This is a genomic window from Rhizobium sp. 268, assembly GCF_036571585.1.
Classification (GTDB): domain Bacteria; phylum Pseudomonadota; class Alphaproteobacteria; order Rhizobiales; family Rhizobiaceae; genus Rhizobium; species Rhizobium redzepovicii.
Genome location: NZ_JAPPSO010000008.1, coordinates 34,350 through 55,010 on the forward strand (window position 1 = coordinate 34,350; position 20,661 = coordinate 55,010).

The 20,661-nt window shown below is 61.9% G+C and carries 22 protein-coding genes; 6 read left to right on the forward strand and 16 right to left on the reverse strand.

Features of this window, described 5'->3' with window-relative positions; all coding sequences use genetic code 11:
• The first annotated feature begins 199 nt into the window (after positions 1 to 199).
• Positions 200 to 1,144, forward strand: coding sequence for a diacylglycerol/lipid kinase family protein (locus OS035_RS16675; protein WP_097629483.1), 945 nt, complete (start codon positions 200 to 202; stop codon positions 1,142 to 1,144).
• Between the two features lie 19 nt (positions 1,145 to 1,163).
• Here OS035_RS16675 and OS035_RS16680 read toward each other — a convergent pair whose 3' ends face one another.
• The gene (locus OS035_RS16680) at positions 1,164 to 2,516 is read right to left on the reverse strand and encodes a glutamine synthetase family protein (RefSeq protein WP_097629484.1); all 1,353 of its coding nucleotides are present in this window, start codon (positions 2,514 to 2,516) and stop codon (positions 1,164 to 1,166) included.
• Positions 2,517 to 2,596: 80 nt separating this feature from the next.
• Here OS035_RS16680 and OS035_RS16685 point away from each other — a divergent pair, with 80 nt between their 5' ends.
• Complete coding sequence (locus OS035_RS16685) at positions 2,597 to 3,964, forward strand: aspartate aminotransferase family protein (RefSeq protein WP_310808762.1); 1,368 nt, start codon at positions 2,597 to 2,599, stop codon at positions 3,962 to 3,964.
• Positions 3,965 to 3,970: 6 nt separating this feature from the next.
• On the opposite strand, the gene OS035_RS16690 is transcribed toward OS035_RS16685, so the two are convergent.
• From OS035_RS16690 to OS035_RS16705, 4 genes are all read right to left on the reverse strand, one after another.
• Entirely contained in the window at positions 3,971 to 5,458 is a 1,488-nt protein-coding gene (locus tag OS035_RS16690) for an ArnT family glycosyltransferase (RefSeq protein ID WP_331813912.1), read from the reverse strand.
• Positions 5,459 to 6,958 carry a glycosyltransferase family 39 protein gene (locus OS035_RS16695; RefSeq protein WP_097629487.1) on the reverse strand — a complete coding sequence of 500 codons (1,500 nt, stop codon included), beginning with the start codon at positions 6,956 to 6,958 and terminating at the stop codon, positions 5,459 to 5,461.
• A gap of 12 nt (positions 6,959 to 6,970) precedes the next feature.
• A complete protein-coding gene (locus OS035_RS16700; RefSeq protein WP_097629488.1) occupies positions 6,971 to 7,987 on the reverse strand; it encodes a glycosyltransferase family 2 protein in 1,017 nt (338 codons plus the stop codon).
• Positions 7,988 to 8,125: 138 nt separating this feature from the next.
• A complete protein-coding gene (locus OS035_RS16705; RefSeq protein ID WP_331813913.1) occupies positions 8,126 to 9,619 on the reverse strand; it encodes an ArnT family glycosyltransferase in 1,494 nt (497 codons plus the stop codon).
• Positions 9,620 to 9,797: 178 nt separating this feature from the next.
• Between OS035_RS16705 and OS035_RS16710 the strand changes: the two genes are divergently transcribed.
• Positions 9,798 to 10,760: a lysylphosphatidylglycerol synthase domain-containing protein gene (locus OS035_RS16710; protein ID WP_310806600.1), complete on the forward strand. Its 963-nt coding sequence runs from the start codon at positions 9,798 to 9,800 to the stop codon at positions 10,758 to 10,760.
• Here the strand turns inward: OS035_RS16710 and OS035_RS16715 are convergent.
• The 4 genes from OS035_RS16715 to OS035_RS16730 are packed head-to-tail and all read right to left on the reverse strand — an operon-like array spanning position 10,728 to position 13,067.
• Positions 10,728 to 11,969 (reverse strand): RNA polymerase sigma factor, encoded by a 1,242-nt coding sequence (locus tag OS035_RS16715; RefSeq protein WP_331813914.1) that lies wholly within the window; start codon positions 11,967 to 11,969, stop codon positions 10,728 to 10,730. The genes OS035_RS16710 and OS035_RS16715 overlap by 33 nt on opposite strands.
• A 9-nt stretch (positions 11,970 to 11,978) precedes the next feature.
• Positions 11,979 to 12,338: a YciI family protein gene (locus OS035_RS16720; RefSeq protein WP_310808767.1), complete on the reverse strand. Its 360-nt coding sequence runs from the start codon at positions 12,336 to 12,338 to the stop codon at positions 11,979 to 11,981.
• 2 nt (positions 12,339 to 12,340) lie between these two features.
• Positions 12,341 to 12,700, reverse strand: a complete 360-nt coding sequence (locus tag OS035_RS16725; RefSeq protein ID WP_097629493.1) for a YciI family protein — start codon at positions 12,698 to 12,700, stop codon at positions 12,341 to 12,343.
• Between the two features lie 10 nt (positions 12,701 to 12,710).
• On the reverse strand, positions 12,711 to 13,067 hold the full coding sequence (locus OS035_RS16730; RefSeq protein WP_310808768.1) for a YciI family protein: 357 nt from the start codon (positions 13,065 to 13,067) through the stop codon (positions 12,711 to 12,713).
• A 156-nt stretch (positions 13,068 to 13,223) separates the two neighbouring features.
• Between OS035_RS16730 and OS035_RS16735 the strand changes: the two genes are divergently transcribed.
• Entirely contained in the window at positions 13,224 to 13,439 is a 216-nt protein-coding gene (locus tag OS035_RS16735) for a hypothetical protein (protein WP_310808769.1), read from the forward strand.
• A 9-nt stretch (positions 13,440 to 13,448) separates the two neighbouring features.
• Here OS035_RS16735 and OS035_RS16740 read toward each other — a convergent pair whose 3' ends face one another.
• The 3 genes from OS035_RS16740 to OS035_RS16750 all read right to left on the reverse strand — a co-directional run bounded on the left by OS035_RS16740 (position 13,449) and on the right by OS035_RS16750 (position 15,827).
• Positions 13,449 to 14,951 carry an AMP nucleosidase gene (locus OS035_RS16740; protein ID WP_097629496.1) on the reverse strand — a complete coding sequence of 501 codons (1,503 nt, stop codon included), beginning with the start codon at positions 14,949 to 14,951 and terminating at the stop codon, positions 13,449 to 13,451.
• 87 nt (positions 14,952 to 15,038) lie between these two features.
• The gene (locus OS035_RS16745; RefSeq protein ID WP_003587629.1) at positions 15,039 to 15,218 is read right to left on the reverse strand and encodes a hypothetical protein; all 180 of its coding nucleotides are present in this window, start codon (positions 15,216 to 15,218) and stop codon (positions 15,039 to 15,041) included.
• A gap of 270 nt (positions 15,219 to 15,488) precedes the next feature.
• The gene (locus OS035_RS16750; protein WP_097629497.1) at positions 15,489 to 15,827 is read right to left on the reverse strand and encodes a DUF2147 domain-containing protein; all 339 of its coding nucleotides are present in this window, start codon (positions 15,825 to 15,827) and stop codon (positions 15,489 to 15,491) included.
• A 511-nt stretch (positions 15,828 to 16,338) separates the two neighbouring features.
• Between OS035_RS16750 and OS035_RS16755 the strand changes: the two genes are divergently transcribed.
• A complete protein-coding gene (locus OS035_RS16755; RefSeq protein ID WP_003569238.1) occupies positions 16,339 to 16,605 on the forward strand; it encodes an SEL1-like repeat protein in 267 nt (88 codons plus the stop codon).
• A 200-nt stretch (positions 16,606 to 16,805) separates the two neighbouring features.
• Here the strand turns inward: OS035_RS16755 and OS035_RS16760 are convergent, their stop codons facing one another.
• The 3 genes from OS035_RS16760 to OS035_RS16770 form a co-directional block, all read right to left on the reverse strand.
• Positions 16,806 to 17,918 carry a pyridoxal phosphate-dependent aminotransferase gene (locus tag OS035_RS16760; RefSeq protein WP_097629498.1) on the reverse strand — a complete coding sequence of 371 codons (1,113 nt, stop codon included), beginning with the start codon at positions 17,916 to 17,918 and terminating at the stop codon, positions 16,806 to 16,808.
• Between the two features lie 105 nt (positions 17,919 to 18,023).
• On the reverse strand, positions 18,024 to 18,425 hold the full coding sequence (locus OS035_RS16765) for a pilus protein PilZ (RefSeq protein WP_003569234.1): 402 nt from the start codon (positions 18,423 to 18,425) through the stop codon (positions 18,024 to 18,026).
• A gap of 241 nt (positions 18,426 to 18,666) precedes the next feature.
• Positions 18,667 to 19,068, reverse strand: coding sequence for a DUF2177 family protein (locus tag OS035_RS16770; RefSeq protein ID WP_097629500.1), 402 nt, complete (start codon positions 19,066 to 19,068; stop codon positions 18,667 to 18,669).
• Positions 19,069 to 19,227: 159 nt separating this feature from the next.
• Between OS035_RS16770 and OS035_RS16775 the strand changes: the two genes are divergently transcribed.
• Entirely contained in the window at positions 19,228 to 19,674 is a 447-nt protein-coding gene (locus OS035_RS16775; protein WP_097629514.1) for a baeRF12 domain-containing protein, read from the forward strand.
• A gap of 74 nt (positions 19,675 to 19,748) precedes the next feature.
• Here OS035_RS16775 and OS035_RS16780 read toward each other — a convergent pair whose 3' ends face one another.
• On the reverse strand, positions 19,749 to 20,615 hold the full coding sequence (locus tag OS035_RS16780; protein WP_097629501.1) for a LysR family transcriptional regulator: 867 nt from the start codon (positions 20,613 to 20,615) through the stop codon (positions 19,749 to 19,751).
• Between the last annotated feature and the right edge of the window lie 46 nt (positions 20,616 to 20,661).

Consider the following 20,661-nt stretch of genomic DNA (forward strand, 5'->3'; position numbering starts at 1 on the left):
ATATCTGATCTATCCGTGATGTACCGGCAGGCGTCGAGTGCATTTTTCGCAGTGCAGCGTCCTGCTATGTGCATATGTCCGTTGCAATATTTGCAATTCAGTCATTCCTTCGGAAAGGCGGTTGTGCTTGAAATCGCCGATGCCGCAACCATCTCAAGGCAAAGGCAGGAACAATTCCGCGCCAGGGACGGGAGCCCTTATGAAGCTTGTAGGCTTTTTCAATCGCGACGGCGGCACCTTCAGGACCACCGATATGCTGGCCTACGAAAAGAGGGCGGAGGAGGCGTTCCGCGACGCGGGGCATGATTTCGACGCCATCGTCTTCTCCGGAAAGGAGATCATTCCCGCCATGGAGCGGGCGGCCAAGCGTGACGATATCGACGGCATCGTCGCCGGCGGCGGCGACGGCACGATTTCGGCCGCGGCATCGATCGCCTGGAAAAACGGCATTGCGCTCGGCGTCGTGCCGGCCGGCACTATGAACCTTTTTGCCCGCTCGCTGCGTGTGCCGCTCGATATCTGGCAGGCGCTCGATGTGCTTGCCACCGGCGAGATCGACAATGTAGATATTGCCAGCGCCAACGGACGCCCCTTCATCCACCAGTTTTCCGCCGGCCTGCACGCCCGCATGGTGCGCTACCGCAACGCCTACAGCTATCGTTCCCGCCTGGGCAAGATCCGGGCGAGCACGAAGGCGGCTTTGGGTGTCGTGTTCAATCCGCCGGAATTCGAAGTCGAGTTCGAGGCGGCCGGCATGCGGGAGCGCCGCTGGGTGTCGGCAATCTCGGTCTCCAACAATCCTTTCGGCGAGAATGCGCTGCTCTACGCCGATAATCTCAGAACCGGCGAACTCGGCTTCTATACGGCAAATCCGCTAAAGCCCCTCGGTGTCGCCCGCCTCGCCATCGACATGCTGCGCGGCAAGGTCCGCGAGAATGCCGACGTCATGGTGATGCACCCGGCCGAAGTGCAACTGCATTTCCCGAAACTGCGCTCCAAGGCCAATTGCGTGATGGACGGCGAACTGCTGCCGCTTGAACGCAATGTCTCGATCCGGCTGCATCCGGGCGAATTGAAGGTTCTGGTCAAGCAGGGCCTGGCAGCGCAGGTGGATGAGGCCGAACGGCGCGAGCCCGCCGCGTAAGTCGGCCGCGGCGCAAGTTTTAGAGCCGCGGGAGATAGGTTTGGTAATCGAAATCCGAGACGGTGCGCAGATGCGCGAGTGCTTCCTTGCGCTTGGTGTCGCCATAAAGCGCCTGATAGCGTGCGCCGAAGGTATCGGCGATGAAGGGCGAGGTGCGGAAGGTCTCGACCGCGCTGAGGAAATCATGGGTCAGCCGTGTCGTCTCGGCAGGCGTGTGGGCGGGCGTCGTCTCCTCGCCGGGATCGAGTTCGCCGTCGAGGCCAAGCAGCATGCCGCCGAGGATCGCCGCCAGCAGCAGATAGGGATTGGCGTCGGCGCCGGCGACGCGGTGCTCGATGCGGGCGGCCGGCCCGTCCTTGTCGGGTATGCGGATCGCCGTGCCGCGATGGCCGTTGCCCCAGGTCAGATCGACAGGTGCAAACGAGCCCGGCTGGAAGCGGCGATAGGAATTGGCGAAGGGGGCGAAGACCAGTTGCGCTGCGCGCATCGTGTCGAGCAGGCCTGCCGTGACCGATTTCAGCCGCGTCGGCTCGCCGCCCTTGGCGTCGAGGATGTTGCGGCCTTGGCTGTCGATGACGCTTGCATGCACATGCAGGCCGGAGCCGGCATGGTCGGAATAGGGCTTGGCCATGCAGGTCGATTTCAGCCCGTGGCGGCGCGCCGCCTGCTCGGCGATGCGCTTGAGGTAGAGGCAATCGTCGGCGGCCGCCAGTGCATCGGGGCGATGCAGCAGGTTGACCTCGAACTGGCCGGGGCCGAATTCCGCCGTCGTTGCATCCGCAGGCAGTCCCTGCGCCTTCGCATAGGCCCTCAGCATCTTGAGATAGCCGTCGAGCGCATCGACTGCGCTCATGTCGTAGAGCTGGAAACCGTTCGGCTCGCCACGATAGGTGAGGCTTTCAGGCGGGGAAGGGCGCCCGGTTTCGCGCCAGTCGCCGGACATCACGTAGAATTCCAGCTCGGTGGCGACGACAGGCGTCAGCCCGCGCGCCGCATAGCGCTCGACCACCGAAGCGAGGATGGCGCGCGGATCCATGAAGCTCGGGCTGCCGTCGAATTCATGCATGGTGGCAAGCACCTGCATCGAGCCTTCGGGCGCCCAGGGCATCGGCGCCAGGCTGCGCCTGTCGGGGATGACCTTGCCGTCCGGATCGCCGATCGTCAGCGACAGGCCGGTGATGTCGTCATTGTCGTCGCCCCAGATGTCGAGCGATTGCGTCGAGGTCGGCAGGCGGATTTCGCCGGCCCAGACCTTGCCTTCGGCGCCTGATGGAAGCTGCTTGCCGCGCAGATCGCCGTTCATGCCGACGATCAGGATCTCGAAACGCGGGTCGCCGCCCTCGGTCTTGCCGTCCATCCTGCCGCTCGCCATGACCTTGAAAATCCTCCGGGACAAGGCCAAGCTCCTATCCCATCGATAGCAGCCTTTCAATCCGCGAGAGCCCTCACCTTATGCCCGATACTTCCCCACCCTCGAACCTTGCGGCGATCGACGCCGCGCATCACCTGCATCCCTTCGCCGACATGAAGAAGCTGAATGCCGATGGCACGCGCATCATCCAGCGCGGCGAGGGCGTCCATATCTTCGACAATCACGGCAGGAAATATCTCGACGGCTTTGCCGGCCTCTGGTGCGTCAATATCGGCTATGGTCGCCGGGAAATCACCGAGGCCGTCGCACGGCAGATGAACGAGCTGCCCTATTACAACACCTTCTTCGGCACGAGTTCGGCGCCGGCGACGCTGCTGGCGCAGAAAGTCACCGCCCATGCCGGGCCGCGTTTCAACCACATCTTCTTCACCGGCTCCGGCTCGGAGGCGAACGACACCTGGTTCCGCATGGCCCGTGTTTACTGGAGCGCCGTCGGTAAGCCGTCGAAGAAGATCGTCATCGCGAGAAAGAACGGCTATCACGGTTCGACCGTCGCCGGCGCCAGCCTTGGCGGCATGAAATATATGCACGAGCAAGGCGACCTGCCGATCCCGGGCATTGTCCATATCGGCCAGCCTTACTGGTACGGCGAGGGCGGCGATCTCTCGCCTGATGAATTCGGCCTCAAGGTCGCCCGCGAGCTCGAAGCGAAGATCGACGAACTGGGCGAAGAGAACGTCGCGGCCTTCGTCGCCGAGCCGGTGCAAGGCGCTGCCGGGGTCATCATCCCGCCCGAGACCTATTGGCCGGAGATTGACCGCATCTGCAAGGCGCGCAATATCCTGTTGGTAACCGACGAGGTGATCTGCGGTTTTGGCCGGTTGGGCGCCTGGTTCGGCCACCAGCATTTCGGCGTCGAGCCGGATCTCGCGCCGATCGCCAAGGGGCTGTCCTCCGGCTACCTGCCGATCGGCGGCGTCCTCGTCAGCGACCGCATCGCCGATGTGCTGATCGACGAGGTCGGCGAGTTCAATCACGGCTTCACCTATTCCGGCCATCCGGTCTGTGCGGCCGCCGCCCTCGAAAACCTGTGCATCATCGAGGAGGAGAAACTGGTCGAACGCGTGCGCGACGATATCGGCCCCTATTTCGGCAGGGCTTGGGCGGCGCTCGCTGATCATGATCTCGTCGGTGAGGCCGTCAGTATCGGCCTGATGGGCGCCCTGCAGCTTGCCGCCAACAAAAGCACCCGCGCCCGTTTTGAAAAACCCGATCAGGTCGGGGCGCTGGTGCGCAACCACGCGCTCGCCAACGGCCTCGTGCTGCGCGCCACCGGCGACCGGATGCTCGCCTCGCCACCGCTCGTCATCAGCCATGCGGAGGTGGACGAGATGGCAAGGATTACCAGGCTGGCGCTGGATTTGGCCTGGAAGGAGCTGAAATCCTGATTTCGCTCAGTTCAGCTGGTTGATCCAGGCATAGCCGAAACGGTAGCTGTCGTCGCCGCGCCTGTAGAAATAGGGCACGTCGATCACCAATCCCTCAGGTGCGGATGCGCCGAGATTGGCTTGGAGCCATTGCGCCATATCAGGCGGGAGTGCTTCGCTGCCGCCCTTCGGCGGTATCAGCCAGACGAGGAGAAGTGGTCGCCGGCCGGTCAGATCGGGGTTGAAACCGGGATAATCGACGGAGAGGACCGGCACGCCGGGAATATCCTGCCTGAGATTGCCGGCAAGCAGGCTGTCGCCGGCGAGGATCGCCGCCGGCTCGGCCTGTTTTCGCAAGCTTTCCAGCATCGTGGCATAGGGCCTGTTCAATCGTTCGTAATGACCGGAAAAGCGTGCCGCCGCGACGCTGGCGTAAAGGGCGGCCGGTACGCCGATCATGATGATGGCGACGGCGACCATGAAACGCCGGAAGGCCCTACCTGTCGTGACGCCGGCGGCCTCGATCTTCAAGCAGAAATAGAGCGGCAGGATGAAGAGCATCGGTACCAGCCAGCGATCCTTGATGCCGGCCGCGCCGCCGAAGACGATCAGAAAGAGAATGCCGATGAGGAAGACGAGCATCATCCGCTCGATGAGCTGCGTCCATTCCGAGCCGGCGGTGAGCGCCGGGCGAAGAGCGTTGCCGAAGACGATGGCGAAGACCGCCACGGTCAATCCGGCAAAGCTGATGATGGCCAGAGCAAGCGAGCTGACACCCATGGTGACCTGCATGAAATAGCTCGCATCACCGCTCGCGGTCATCTTCTCCAGCGTGCGGGCGGTGGCGAAATCGAGATTGTCCTTCAGCCAGAAGAGATGCGGCAGGACGATGATAAGCGCCACGACAGCGGTCAGTAGCAGCCGCCGGTCGAAGATGCGCGGCCGCAGACGCGCATCCGCCAGCGCGGCAATCAGCGCTGCCGCCGGCAGGATTGCGAAATTATATTTGGCCAGCAGGCCGAAACCGATGCCGATGCCGGCGATCAGATAGGAAGCAAGGCTCGGCTGCTTCAGGCTGCGGATGAAGCCGTAGAAGAAGATGCTGGCCGAGAAGAATACCGCGACTGTATGCGTCAGGTCGCGCTGCATCTCGAAAACCATCTGCGGGATGGTCAGCAGCCCCAGCGTCGATATCGCCACCAGCGCCCTGTCGCGCAGGACGAGCCGTGCGGTCAAGCCGTACAGCAGATAGGAGATGAACAGCAGAAGGTTCTTGACCACCGAAAGTGCGGCAAGCGACACGCCTGTAAATTGGAAGACGGTGTATTGCAGCCAGTTGTAGAAGGGCGGCTGCGGGCCGTAGCCGGCGGCAAGCCATTGCGAGCGGAAGGCCTGTTCGGCCTCGTCGAGATCGAGCGAATGCGAGGTCGCCAGCCGCACGCCGATCTGAAGCACGAAATAGGCGGCCAGCAGGACGAAAATCCAGCGGATGTCGCGGCTGTCGGTTTCGGTCATCTATCTGGTCCCCGGCTGAACCCAGGCATAGCCCAGCGCGAAATTATCGCCCTGGCGGCCGAAATAATAGGGAAGCGACAGCGAGCCGATCTCCTGCGACGCAATGCCCGCCGTTGCCAGTGCCGACGAAAACCGTTCCGGCATGACCGCATCGGCGGCCGTCGCCGTCTTCTTGCCGCGCCAGACGACCAGCACCGGTCCCTTCGCCTCGGCATAGGCGGGAATGCCCGGTGCCGGAAAATCCGGGATGATCACCGGCACATCGGGAAATTGCAGCCGCATGTTTCCGCCGATATAGGTGTCCGAGGCGATCACCAGCGCCGGTTCCGCCTGCCGCGTCATCTCGCGGGAAAGGCCCGCCATCGGCACGTTCGGCCTCGCGTAGACGCCGAACAGGCCGGCGCCGACGACACGCAGGCCGAGCGCGATCAGCACGCAAGCCATCAGCACGGGCAGCACCGGCCGGAGGCGGCGCAGCCCCGCGGAAAGGTCGATGCCGGCAGCCTGCATCTTCGCCAGGAAATAGATCGGCAGCACCAGCAGGAACGGGTCGAGCCAGCGCTCGCGCACGGTGGTGGAACCGGTGAAGAGCACGATGAGAACGATGCCGGCAAGGCTTGCGAGCATCATCCGCTCGATCATCCGGGTCCAGCGGTTGCCGGCCGAAACGGCACGAACAAAATCCCGGCGGAAAGCGGCGGCGAAGATTGCGACCGGCAGGGCCGCAAAGGCGATGATGGCGACGACAAAGGCGATGAGGCCTTTGCCGGCTCGCGCGATGCCGGCCGGTTCGTTGCCGGCGGCCATCTTCACCAGAGTATCGGAGGATGCGAATGCGAGATTGTCCCGCAGCCAGATCGCGTGCGGCAGGATGATGACGAGCGCGACGGCGATCGCCGCCAGCATGCGCCAGTCGATCGCCCTGCGCCGCCATTCGGCATCCGGGAGTATGGCGATCAAGGCAGCGGCCGGCATCAGCGCGAAATTATATTTCGAGATCAGCCCGATGCCCGTGGCAAGCCCGAGCAGCAGATAGCTGCCGATAGCGGGCCGGTCGAGCGTGCGGAAGAAGCCGTAGAGAAACAATGCGCTGGCAAAGAGCAGCGCCGTCGTGTGGGTCAGATCCTGCTGGGCCATAAAGGAGACCTGGGGCAGGGTGATCAGCGCCAGCATGCCGATGGCGGCAAGCGCCTGATCCTTTAAGACTTCGCGCCCGGCAAGGCCGTAAAAAAGGTAGCACAGGAAGAGCAGGATGTTCTTCGGCACGATCAGCGCGCCGATCGACATGCCCGTCACAGAAACGACGGCATATTGCATCCAGTTGTAGAAGGGCGGCTGTGGGCCGTAGCCCGCCAGCAGATATTGCGAGAAGAAGGATTGCTCTGCCTCGTCGAGCTCCAGCGAATGCGGAAGCGCGATGCGCAGCACGATGTTGAGCACGAAATAGGCCGCAAGCAGCAGGCCCGCGGTTTTGATCGTCCTCGTCGCGCGCTCCAGCATCGTGCTGCCGGCTTAGGCTTGGCTTCGATCGTCGAAGATCTGCCGCACGATATAGTTCGGCGAGGCATCGTCGCGGTAGTAAGTGCGCGCGATCATCTCCGCCAGGATGCCGGTTGTGATCATCTGCACCGACGACAGCAGCAGCACGACGCCGACCATCAGCATCGGGCGCGTGCCGATATCGTTGCCCATGATGAACTTGTCGAAGCCGAGATAGAGGAGGATCAGCATGGCGACCGCGCCGAGGCCAAGTCCCAGCGAGCCGAAGAAATGCCCGGGCCGGGCCTTGTAGCGCATGAAGAACATCACCGACAACAGGTCGAGGATGACGCGGAAGGTGCGCGAGATACCGTATTTCGAAACGCCGTGCTCGCGGGCATGGTGGGTGACGGCCATCTCTCCGATGCGCGAGCTCGGGACGACGCCCGCCACCCAGGCCGGGATGAAGCGGTGCATTTCGCCCATCAGCTTCACCTGCTTGATGATCGAGGCACGATAGATCTTCAGGCTGCAGCCGTAATCGTGCAGCTTGACGCCGGTGATGCGGCCGATCAGGTAGTTGGCGCACCAGGATGGGATCTTACGCAGGAACAGACCGTCCTTGCGGTTCTTGCGCCATCCCACCAGGAGGTCGAGTTCACGCCGTTCCAATTCGGCGACCATCGAAGGAATGTCCTTCGGATCGTTCTGCAGGTCGCCGTCCATCGTTGCGATCAGGCGGCCCTGGGCGGTGTCGATACCGGCCTGCATGGCGGCGGTCTGGCCGAAATTGCGCTGCAGCTCGACGATCCTGAGCGCCAGCCCTTCGCGTCCGACGAATTTGCGGGCGTTGACGAGCGTCGCATCCGTGCTGCCGTCGTCGATGAGGATCAACTCCCAGTGATGGGGATAGCCGGCCATCGCAGCCACGACGCGCTCGACGAGCGGGCCGACGCTTTCCTCTTCGTTGAAAATGGGCACGACCAGCGACAGCTCGAGCGATTGTACCGGATCAGTCGTACCGCGCATGGGCTCTACGGTTGTCTGCAACTTTCATCTCCAAAAGGCCGGACGGCCAGGCAATCTTTACTGCCGCCGCCGCGCTTGCGGAAGGCTAGTACATGAAGTGTCCACCGGTTGCCAGCGGACAATGCCGGTTTCCCCGCAATCGGCCGACCTGTGGGAACGCTATTTCGCGCCCCCCTCCACCCAGGAATAACCGATGGAGAAACTGCGTTTGCCGTCACCGAAGAGATAGGGCAGCGTCAGCGTGTTCAACTCCTGCAGATGAATGCCCGATCTCACCAGATCGTTGGCAAAGCCGGGGGAAATTGTCGGGTCATCTGCGGTCTCGCCGCGCCAGATAACCAGCACCGGCCCCTTCGCCGTCGCATATTCGGGAACCCCGGAACCCGGGAAGAACGGTATCACCACCGGAACATCGGGTAGTTGAAGCTTCATATTGCCGGCGACGAACTTGGTTCCAGCCACGATGAGAACCGGCTTGCGGGTCGCGGTCAGTTCGGCGACGTAGCCGGCGAAGGGGACGTTCGTTCTCGTATAGGTGCCGATGTATTGAATGCCGATGATCCGGAAGAGAAGGATCGACAGGATGATCACCATGAACACCGGTACGACGGGGCGGAAGCGTGCAAGGCCGGCGGAAAGATCGACATCTGCGGTTTTCAGTTTCAGGAACAGATAGATCGGCAGGACGAGCAGGCAGGGGTCGAGCCAGCGCTCGTGAATATCGCTTGCGCCGGCGACGAGGATCACGCCGACGAAAGCGAGCAGGCTGACGAGCATCATCCGCTCGATCACCCGGATCATCGGGCTGGACGAGGACAGCGCGCGAAAGAAATCCCGCCGAAAGGCGGCGGCAAGCAGAACGATCGGCAATGCGACGAAGCCGAGCACGGCGATGAGGAGAGAGAATAGTCCTTGTCCGATACGGGGGATGCCTGCAGGCGCCACATGTTCGGCGGTCATCCGCTCCAGTGTCGGCGCAGAGGCGCTGAGGAGATTGTCGGGCAGCCAGAGCGCATGCGGCAGCACGATCAGGATGGCGACGACGATCGCCGGCAGCAAGCGCCAGTCGATGAGGCGGCTGCGCCACTCACGGTCCGGCAGCACGGCGATGAGCGCTGAGGCCGGCAGGATGGCGAAATTATATTTCGAGATCAGCCCGATGCCGGTGGCGATGCCGATGACCAGGAAGCTTGTAATCGTCGGCTGGCGCAGTGTACGGAAAAAACCGAAGAGGAAGAGCGAGGTCGCAAACAAGAGCGCGACGGTATGTGTCAATTCGCGCTGCGCCATCAGACCCACCTGCGGCAGCGTAATCAGGCTCAGCATGGCGACGGCTGCGAGCGAACGGTTCTTCAGCACCTCGCGGGCGGCAAGCCCATAGAATACATAGCAGCCGAAGAGAATGATGTTCTTCGGGACCGAGAGCACCCACATCGATATGCCGGTCACCGAAACGATGGCATATTGGATCCAGTTGTAGAACGGCGGTTGCGGGCCGTAGCCTGCAAGCAGGTATTGCGAATAGAAGGATTGCTCGGCCTCGTCGAGATCGAGCGTATGCGGCAAGGCGATGCGAAGCGCGATATTGAGCAGGAAATAGGCTGCCAGAAAAAGGCTTGCGCTCGGAATGTTTCTGGTAATCCGCTCCAACATCGATCTCCGCGTCAAGCCGGCAAGGCGAGTGATTTAGCGGTCAGCGCTCGGATCGTCGGCGGGGAAGCGTGTTCGCTGCCATCGCCCATCAACTCCGCCGTTGTGCGCAACCGTCATTTCTCCTAAAAGGCCTGGCGAACGGGGCCGATGCCGACGCCAAGCGAGGAATGCCTACTACATGAAGAGTTCGATCGTTGAAAGCCGGCAATCCTGGTTTATGCGCAATCGCATGACGGTGCTGACGGTCGTCATTGTCGCAGCCTATGCCCTCTTCATCCAATGGTTCTGGGGTTGGCCCGTCATTATTCGGCAGTGGGCCGATGTCGGCGCCGGCCCGGTGATCGGCGCGCTGGTGCTGTTGACGAGCACCTATTTCCTGCGCACCTGGCGCATCTATGACTACTTTCCGAAGGAGACGGCCGGCCGGTTCGCCGTCCTCTTCCGCGTCACGCAGATCCACAACCTGTTGAACATCATGCTGCCCTTCCGCACCGGCGAGACCAGCTTTCCACTGCTGATGCGCTCGGAGTTCGGCATTCCGCTGACGCGTGCAACTTCGGCACTCCTCGTCATGCGGCTGCTCGACCTGCACGCGCTTGTCGCTGCCGCTGGCATCGGTTTTGCCGTCGCCTCCGCCGATCCGATCGTTGCCTGGTCGCTCTGGACCGGCTTTCTGCTGCTGCCGGTCGCAGCCTTTGCCGCCCGCAAGCCGCTGCTGCGCCTCGCTGCCAGGCTGCTGCCGGAAAAGGCGCGGAAATTCGTCGCCGAGATCGAAAACGGTTTGCCGCTCGATGCCGTCGCCTTTGCGCGCGCCTGGGCGATGACCATCGTCAACTGGCTGGTAAAGGTCATGGTGCTGGCCTGGGCGCTCGGCCTGATGGGCGTGCTGCCGATGGCGGCAAGCTTCGGCGGCGCGCTCGGCGGCGAGCTTTCCTCCGTGCTGCCGGTCCATGCGCCGGGCGGCGTCGGCACCTATCCGGCCGGCATCACCGCCGGCGCCATTGCTCTCGGGGCTTCGAGCGAGCGGCTGGCCCTGGCCGCGCTCGCCCAGGCGAGCGTCAATGCCCACCTGCTGATCATCGTCTCGGCGCTCACCGGCACGGCGATCTCACTGCCGCTCGGGCGTCGCGGCAAGCTCTGAAATCCGTTTTCTTAAGAAGACCTGCTCCGGCTCCTGCCGGCAGAGCGACAGCGCTTTCTCATAGGCTGCGATCGCCTCCTGCCTCCGGCCAAGGCGGCGCAGGAAATCGGCGCGCGCCGAATGGGCGAGATGATAGGTCTGCAGTTCCCGGCGCTCCAGAATGGCGTCGATCAGTTCCAGCCCCTTCGCCGGCCCCTCCGCCATCGCGATCGCCACGGCGCGGTTGAGCTCGACGATCGGGGAGGGCTGGGCCGTCAGAAGCAGATCGTAGTAGAAGGCGATCCGCCGCCAGTCGGTCTCTTCCGCAACCGGTGCCCTGGCATGCTCGGCGGCGATCGCCGCCTGCAGCGTAAAGCTGCCGATCTCTCCTGCTCTCATTGTTTCGGCAAGCAGCGCCAGGCCTTCCCCAATCTTCGCATGATCCCAGAGCGAGCGGTCCTGATGGGCAAGCAGCACCAGCGCCCCCCGCTCGCTGCTGCGGGCGGTGCGGCGGGACTCCTGCAGCAGCATCAGCGCCAGCAGGCCGGAGACGTCGGGATGCGGCAGCAGCGCCAGAAGCAGCCGTGCCAGACGGATTGCCTCTGCGGTCAGGTCGGCACGGACCACGTCTTCGCCCGAAGAAGCGGAATAGCCCTCGTTGAAGACAAGGTAGATCACGTGCAGAACCTGCTCGAGCCGCTGCGGCAGCGCCTCGTGGCCCGGCACCTCGTAGGGGATCTTCTCAGCCCGAATCCTGCCTTTGGCGCGGACGATCCGCTGGGCAATCGTCGGTGCCGGCACGAGGAAGGCATGGGCGATTTCTTCGGTGGTTAGTCCGCAGATTTCCCGAAGCGCCATTGCCATCTGCGCATCGGCAGGAATGGCGGGATGGCAGCAGGTGAAAATCAGCCGTAGCATGTCGTCCTCGATCGGGTCCATGTCGCTGATGTAAGTTGCCTCGGGCGTGTAGAGGCTGTCCTCGATGTGGTGCTGCGAAGCATCGAAACGCGCCCGCCGCCGGATCGTGTCGATTGCCTTGAAGCGGCCCGCCGAGACCAGCCAGGCGAAGGGGTTGCCGGGAATGCCGTCCGCCGGCCATGTCTTGGCGGCCGCGGCAAAGGCGTCGTGGAGCGCTTCCTCGGCCCGGTCGAAATCGCCGAGCAGGCGGATCAGCGTCGCCAGCACCCGGCGCGACTGTGTTCGGTAGATCTCGTCGATCACGTTTTCCAATCTGGCACCTCAGTCCGGCAACGTCAGCATCCGCACGGGCCGCAGTTCGACCGCGCCGAAGCGCGCCGAGGGGATCCGCCCGGCAATTTCTTTTGCCGCCGCCATGTCAGGCGCCTCGATGACGTAGAAGCCGGCCAGATGTTCCTTCGTCTCGACATAAGGGCCGTCGGTCGCAGACAGCGCACTGTTTCGCACACGCAGCACGGTCGCCTTGTCGGGCATCTCTAGCGCATCGGCATGGATCATGATGCCGTCACGGCGCAGTTCCTCGTCGAAGGCGAAATGCGCTTTGATAAGGTCATCGGTTTCATCAGGTGTCAGCGTGCCGTCGCTATCGGCGCAATTGTAGATCAGGCAGATGTAGCGCATGCCTATCTCCCATCCTGAATGGAATAGGCCGGGCGCACTTCGATCGAGCAATATTTGAGGATGGGAAAACTGGAGGCGATGGTCTTCGCCTCCTCGATATTCTCGGCTTCGATCAACACAAAACCGCCGAGATGCTCTTTGATCTCGGCAAACGGTCCATCGGTCGCGGAGACTTCGCCATTGTGCAGACGGACCGTGATCGCCATTGACGGCTCATGCAAGGCGAACGCCGCTTGCAGATGACCGCTGTCGCGCCAGCGATTGTCGCTGGCGATGCATTCCTGTGTGAGCGCATCCCATTCGCTCTGAGGGACCAGCTTGCTTTTTTCCGTGTCGAACCAGATCTGGCATAAAAACTTCATTGGTACCTCCTCATTGAGCTGCGAATTCGTGAATGGGCCGCACCTCGATCGCGCCGAGCCTGGCAAGCGGGATGCCGGCGGCAATGCGGATCGCGTCGTTGAGGTCCTTGGCCTCGATCAGGATGAAGCCGCCGAGCGCCTCCTTGGTCTCGACGAAGGGACCGTCCGTGACCGACATTTCGCCGCTGCGCACCCGGACCGTCACCGCCGATTTCGGCGGCTGCAGCGCCTGGGCGACGATCATATTCCCGCTTTCGGCGAGATCCTTGTCGTAGTTCAGCGAATTCGCGTCGAGCTCGGCCTTCTCTTCTTTCGTCATGGCGTCGAGTATCGCGCCGTCGAACCACACCTGACAGAGATATTTCATCGCAGGCAGCCTCCTTTGCCGTGTTCCATACCCCTGGACGAACGACCTCCGTACATTTCGACAGCGGCGGAAAAAAATCTTTTGTGCCGGTCAGGTGTCGAAATCGCAAGGCAGCACTCGACAAGGCTTCATCGAAACCTGTCGAGGAGAACTGAAATGAGCATTCTTGAAATCGCGCTGGCAAGCCAGATCTGGGCACGCCGCCATGAAAAGCGTCAGCCTAAGTTCGATGAAAGCGACGGTCTGAAGATTCTCCAGCGCACCGCTTTCGCCTTCATCGCCTTCACCCTGCTGATATCGGGGCTGAATGCCGCCGCCGGCAGACCGCAGATGCTTGCGGATCACCCAGCACCTATCGTGGCGGGACGGTGAGGAAACCGCCTATTGGAAGGCGGTTTCGAAGAAGCTGCGCAGTTTGCGTGAATGCAGCGCTTCCGTCGGCATGGCGGCGAGCTTCTGCACGGCGCGGATGCCGATCTGCAGATGCTGGTTGACCTGCGTGCGGTAGAAGGCCGTCGCCATGCCCGGCAGCTTCAATTCGCCGTGCAGCGGCTTGTCGGAGACACAGAGCAGCGTGCCGTAGGGCACGCGGAAGCGGAAGCCGTTGGCGGCGATCGTCGCCGACTCCATGTCGAGCGCGATGGCGCGCGCCTGCGAGAGCCGCTTCACCGGCCCGCGCTGGTCGCGCAGTTCCCAGTTGCGGTTGTCGATGGTGCCGACGGTGCCGGTGCGCATGATGCGTTTCAGCTCGAAGCCCTCGTAGCCGGTGATTTCGGCAACGGCTGCCTCCAGCGCCACCTGCACTTCGGCGAGCGCCGGGATAGGCACCCAGACCGGCAGGTCGTCATCGAGCACATGGTCTTCGCGCATATAGGCATGGGCAAGCACGTAGTCGCCCAGCCGCTGGCTGTTGCGCAGACCGGCGCAGTGGCCGAGCATCAGCCAGGCATGCGGGCGCAGCACCGCGACGTGGTCGGTGATCGTCTTGGCGTTGGAGGGGCCGACGCCGATATTGATCATAGTGATCCCGGCATGCCCCTTCTTCTTCAGATGGTAGGCCGGCATCTGCGGCAGGCGGGCAAGTGCCGCATCCGTTTCCGGCGCGCTCGAGCCCGGCAGGGTGACGATGTTGCCGGGCTCGACGAAGGCGGTGTAGCCGTCGCCGCCCTCCGCCATCAGCTTGCGCGCCCAGCTGCAGAACTCATCGATATAGAACTGGTAGTTCGTAAACAGCACGAAATTCTGGAAGTGCTCGGCATGCGTCGCGGTATAATGCGACAGACGGGCGAGCGAATAGTCGATGCGTTGCGCGGTGAACGGCGCAAGCGGCGAGGGCTCTCCCGGCGGCGGGATATATTCGCCATTGGCGATCTCGTCGTCGGTGGTGTTGAGATCCGGCGTGTCGAAAATATCGCGCATCGGAATGTCGATGAAGGCGTTGGTCGATGCTTCTACATGCGCACCCTCGCCGAAGGCGAAGTGCAAGGGGATCGGCGTCGTCGATTCCGAAACGATGACCGGAACATTGTGGCTCTTCACCAGGAGCGCCAACTGCTCCTTCAAGTAATGTTTGAAGAGCTTCGGCCGGGTGACCGTCGTTGTATAGATGCCCGGTGCCGTGACGTGGCCGTAGGAAAGGCGCGAATCGACGTGGCCGAAGCTTGTCGTCTCGATGCTGACCTGGGGATAGAAAGCACGGTAGCGCGAGGAGATCGGAGCGCCTTGCGCAAGCTCGGTGAAGCTCTTGATCAGGAACGCTGTATTGCGCTCGTAAAGCGCCGTCAGCGCTTCCACCGCCTTGGCGGGATCATCAAAGCTCTGAGGCTGGAAAGGAGGTGGCGAAGATATGTCGAGCGGCGACAAAGGGGAGATTCGTTTGTTCATGACGCATTATAGAGACTTGTTTTTGACAAGCAAACGACGCGCCCCGGCGGAATCTGATTATTTTATCCTCTTTGGTGTCGGATATCGTCAGTGCACCGATGGCGCGCAGAAAGTGCCGTTTCGTTCCAGGCAGGTATAGCTCGCGCCGAAATGCGACTGTGCGCCACCGCCGCCATTATGCACCACCACCGCCGAAAACGTGACAGCGAAGATCGCCGCAAACAGTGTGATAATGCTGAACCGTTTTGCCAAGATATACATGTCCATCGCCGTTCCCCCCGATACGCAACTCTATCGTGACAACAGTTTTGCCATGGGGCGGCTGAATGAGTGCTGAGATACCGGTTCATCCACCGTTCACCTTGCCGGGCACGCTGGGGGCGGGATCGGGAGAGAATTTACGAGGGTTTTTCAGGGCCACGCTCCCATGCGTTAGGCTTTCCCGCGGCGTCCGGGCGAAGGGGCAGAAAGGCCGCGGGAATGCCGGTGCATCGGCATTCCCGCGTCTGATGATCGTTGTTGAACTGCCTGATGCGCTCAGAGCCGCGTCCAGGTCTGTGACTTGCAGAGCACTTTCATCACGCAGCCCTGCATCCTCAGCGAATTGCCGGAAATCTTGCCCGAGCCGCTATAGGTCTTGTCGGCGGCCGGGTCGGTTATCTCCCCGGCATAGCTGCCGCCGGTTCCCGCAAGCGTGCCGATCTTCCGGCCGGCATATTTACCGGTCTTCAACGTCACGCAATAACTGCCGCCGCAGGAGACGATCACTGCCGTGTCGCCGGCGGCTGTTTTCCAGCTGCCGACGATCGGCTCTTCAGCATGGGCGATGCCCGAGATCATTGCGATGGCGCTGGCGAGAACGAAGCTGCGGATCATCTTTTCCTCCATGATGTCCCTGATCGGGCGCGAAATTAACTGACGCGAACGTAAAGGTAAATATGCGTGGTCATTTTCCAGGCTAATGCATGTCGCCCGGCAGTGTGCAGCGGTCCCGGGATAACGACATGCATAAAAACAACAAGCTTTAGCGGCGGAAAAAGCGCCGAGAAACACTCATGCGGCGACCTTTCAAAATTTCGGCTGCTGATTTCATGATGAACGATCCCTTTATTTTCAGATCTGAATCTTTCGTAAAATTCGAGCGAAAATCCTTAAGCTGCAAGGCATCTGATGTTTAACAAAAACCCAAATTTACCAAGCATTTGCACTTTGTTTGTCTAGAATTAATCATGCATTTTAGGCGTTTTTTGAAAGCCGTTCGGCATAGTGAAGCCATCAAACGAGCGGGGCAAACCCGCCGGACCGCAAGGGCCGCAAGCCGCGATAGACGGCAAGGCCCGGAGGTAAAACAGGGTAAGTCATAAACAGGCTAACAGGGATAAAACCGATGGCACGCTTTGAAATGCACAATGCTGAAACGGCCACCATGGGTGGCGACAACAGCGCCGATGTCTTCTGTGAAATGGGTCTGATGTATGCGACCGGCCGCGGCTGCGAAGTCGATCTGGTCGCAGCCCACAAATGGCTGAACATCGCCGCAATCAAGGGCAACGATCGCGCCGCCGAGCTTCGTGCGGATGTGGCCGCCGCCATGGACAAGATGCAGATCGTGGCGGCGCTGCGCGCCGCCCGCGAATGGATGACGGTCCACTGAACCTGTCCTGCCGACCCGGCGGGAATGGATATAAGAACCTCGGAAAGAGGGGAGCCGGCAGGGCGCTTTCGATGGGCCCGACGCCAGGAGAACGGAACCGCGGCCGGATCCTCCACCGGCCGCGGTTCTGCTGTTTTACATCAACTGTAAGAGCATGATGTCGCCCGAAAACCGCTGACACTTTTCGGCATCATGCTCTATCAGCCGATCTGTTTCAGCACCTGCGGCAGCGCGTCTTCGAACAGCGCCATATCGGCCTCCGGCCCGACGCTGACGCGAATGCAGCGATTGAGTGGCGCCACGCCGGGCATGCGGATGAAGACGCCGCGTTCCATCAGCCCATCGACGATCGCCCGCGCATAGGCGCCATCGCGGCCGGCGTCGATCGCCACGAAATTCGTAGCCGAGGGCAGGGGCTCAAACCCGTTTGCCCGGGCGATGCCGCCGATCCGCTCCCGCGCCGCCTGGATTTTCCCGACTACCTCGGCGAGATAGGCCTGGTCCTTGAGAGCGGCAAGGGCTGCGGCCGTCGCCAGCCGGTTCATGCCGAAATGATTGCGGATCTTGTCGAAAGCCTGCGCCGTCCCGGCCGTCGAAATCACGTAACCGGTGCGTGAGCCGGCCAGTCCGTAGGCCTTGGAGAAGGTGCGGGTGCGAACGACGTTCGGCAGTTCGATCAGCGAGGCGATCGACGGCAGCGCGCTTGCCGGCCCGGTCTCGCTATAGGCCTCGTCGAGTACCATCAGCGTCGTCTCGGGCAGCGCCCGGGCGAAGGCGACGATCCTGTCGGCATCCCACCAGCTTCCCATCGGATTGTCGGGATTGGCGAAATAGACGAGCGGCGCGTTCTCCCGTTTGACGGCATCGAGCAGGCCGTCGAGATCCTCGCGGTCGTTGGCGTAAGGAACGGTCACAAGCCGGCCGCCGAAGCCGGCGACGTGGAAATTGAAGGTCGGATAGGCGCCGAGCGAGGTGACGACCGGCGCGCCGGGCTCGATCACCAGCCGGACGATCTGGCCGAGCAATTCGTCGATGCCGCTGCCGATGGCGATATTGGCAGCGGGGACGCCGAGATGGTCTGCAAGCGCGTGCCGGAGAGCGAAATTCTCCGGGTCATTGTATTTCCAGATATTGCCGGCCTCCTCGCGCATCGCTGCAAACACCGAAGGAGCGGGGCCGAAGCCATTCTCATTGGCGCCGATGCGAGCCGAAACGGCAAACCCGCGCTGGCGCTCGATCGCCTCGGGACCGACGAAGGGAACAGTGGAGGGCAGGGCGCTGGCAAGAGGCGTGAAGCGCGAAAAGGCGGACATGCGAAGGCAGTTTCCCGGATATGTTGACGATCGGCGCAACAATAGGCCCGGCCACCACCGACGCAAGCAACATTATTTCTGCAACCAGCTTGTTGTCGGCCTGTTTTACGCGCGGAAGATCGGCGCCCGCCGGGCGGCGATTGCTTCCATGTTGCCGACAAGGAAATCGGTGCGGACGACGCGGCGCAGAACTTCGGGGTCCATGATATTGATGAACCGCACCCCGATGCGTTCCTTGTGACGGTAGACCTCGGCACAGCCGATCCGGTAGGCGAGGCCGAGAATGTTGAGATAATAATGTTTCGGCAGGCCGGCGGTGGTCGACACGATGAACGTGGCGCCGCCTTGGGAGATATCGATGATCTCGGCGCTTCGCATCGAGACGCCGGTGAGGCATGGACGGACGGCGACGATACGGGCTGGCCGCTTGACGCTGAACTCTTCCCAGCGCAGGTCGTAGACGGCGGATTTGACCGTGGCAAGGTGTGTGGCGCGGAGCATAGACATTCACATTCTCCGTCAGTCAGGACGCATTTGGGGTCTTCATCACAAGCATGCGGGTCTTGATCACAAGCGAGCGGTCTTGATCACGATCAAGCGGGGTCTTGATCACGATCAAGGTCACACGAATGTTTTGCACATTCGTCAAGGATAAAATTACAATTTTAACGAGTTCAAACTTTGTTCCCAAGCGGGACGCCCCGATGTTCATTATCGGGACGCGGGCTTTCAACCGGAGGTCTCGTTTTCAGCCAAGGATTCTGACGGCGAGATATCCGCCGACGGCAGTCACCCCCGTCAGCAACGTGCCCCAGGCCATGTCAATGAGGCTCATCGTGAGCGGCCAGTTGCGGAGCGTTGCGAGATTGGTGATGTCGTAAGTGCCATAGGCCGCCAGTCCCAGAATGGCACCGTGGAGAAGGGCCGTGGCGATCGAGCCCGCTGATAATGCCGGCAGCACGGCAAGCACAACCACCGCGGCGGCAAAGAACAGATAAAACAGCGCGGCGACGGCAAGATTGGGCGAGGGCAGCATCAGCGCTCCCAGCTGGTCGCGATAAAAATTGCGCGCCACCAGTCCAAGCCAGATCCCGTCGCAGACGAGAAGGGTGAGAAAGGTGCCGGCATAAGCAAACAATGCTGTTTTCATCGTTGATCTCCGAACCTGTCTTTCTACGCGGCAACGGCCGATCGGATCGCTGTCCGATCGATTTTGCTGCAATTTTTGCGAACTCTTTCAATGGCCGGGCGTTCTGCCTTGATCGATGAAGCACGGCGCGCTTCGAATGACGACAGCGAGGAGTTGAAAATGACCAACGTCAAAATCCCTTGGGAATCATGGGTCGTGGTCTGCGACGGAGCCAAGGCTCTGATCATGCAGAATGCTGGCGACGCTCAACTGATGAACCTAAAGGTGCTTGAAACCCTGACGCAGCCGAGCGCGCCGGATCGCGAGATGGGCGCCGATAAGCCAGGCCGGACCCATGCCGCAGACGGCTTGAGCGGCAGCGCTGTTGAGGAGACCAGTTGGCAGGACCAGGCCGAAGCCGGATTTTTGAAACAGGTGGCCGAAAAGCTCGATGAGCTGGTGCAGAAGAAGAACGCCCGTCGCATCGTTATCGTTGCACCGCCAAAGGCGCTCGGTACATTGCGGCCGGCGCTTCGTGCCGACACGCAAGCCGCGATCACCGCGGAGGTGGCAAAAGATTATACCAATATGCCGGTGGACGAGATCGAGCGGCATCTCGCTGCTTGAGGGTAAGCCGATCTCCCAGACATCCAAAACAAAGCGATAGGGAAAACGCGGGTTTGACGGCCCGCGTTTTCGCTTTATATCGCCGGGCTCTGCCCGGCAAACAGCGCTTCATGATCGGCAAAGAGCGCTGCCAGGCGGTCGATGACGATTCTGACCTCCGGCCGTTGCCTCTCGTCGTCATGCGCGACGATCCACATATCGTAGGTCAGCGCGTCGATGAGCGGCCCGGCGCGGACAAGCTTGCGGTCCTGATCGCCGATGAAACAGGGAAGCACGCCGCGGCCGGCGCCGCCGCGGATCAGATGAAACAGCATATGCGGCGTGTTTGTCCAACTGGTGATCCAGTAGTCCGGCTGCTCAAACGTCCATTTATCCGCCGGCGTGACGGCGGTATCGGTGCCGAGCGAGATCCAGTTGCAGTTGGACGCGTCATAATCCGCTGCCTGGTAAGCCGCATGCGCCACCTTGACCGAGCGGCGGATCGCGACGTTGCCGCTGTCGGGCCGGCTGTGGCCAACGGCGATATGCGCCTGGCGATAGGTGAAATCGACGCCGGTATCGCAGGTCTTGTAGCACATGCGGAAGCTGTCTTTCGGCGTCCAGACGCTGGCGAGATGGTCGGCGATGAAGCGCGAGGTCCAGCTGTCGGCGGCCGTCGAGACGATCGGCAGCGTCAGAACCTCGCCGCGCCAGTCGGAGATCGCCCGCGCCGCATCCTGCATCAGCCGCACGCGGTCGAGCAGTTCCTGCCCATCTTTCGCCAGCAGATAACCGGTGGGGCCGCGGCTGAACAACGATCGGCCCGTCACCCGTTCGAGCGCCAGCATGCGCCGGCCGATCGTCGGCGCGCTGAGGCCGGTGCGCGCGGCTGCCGCCGAAAGCCCGCCGCCGGTCGCGACATGGAAGAACAGCTGCAGGTCGTCCCAGTTCGCATCTTTCATGGATGAAAACCCCCTTTCCCCAGCGCCTCTACATCGGAGAGGCGTG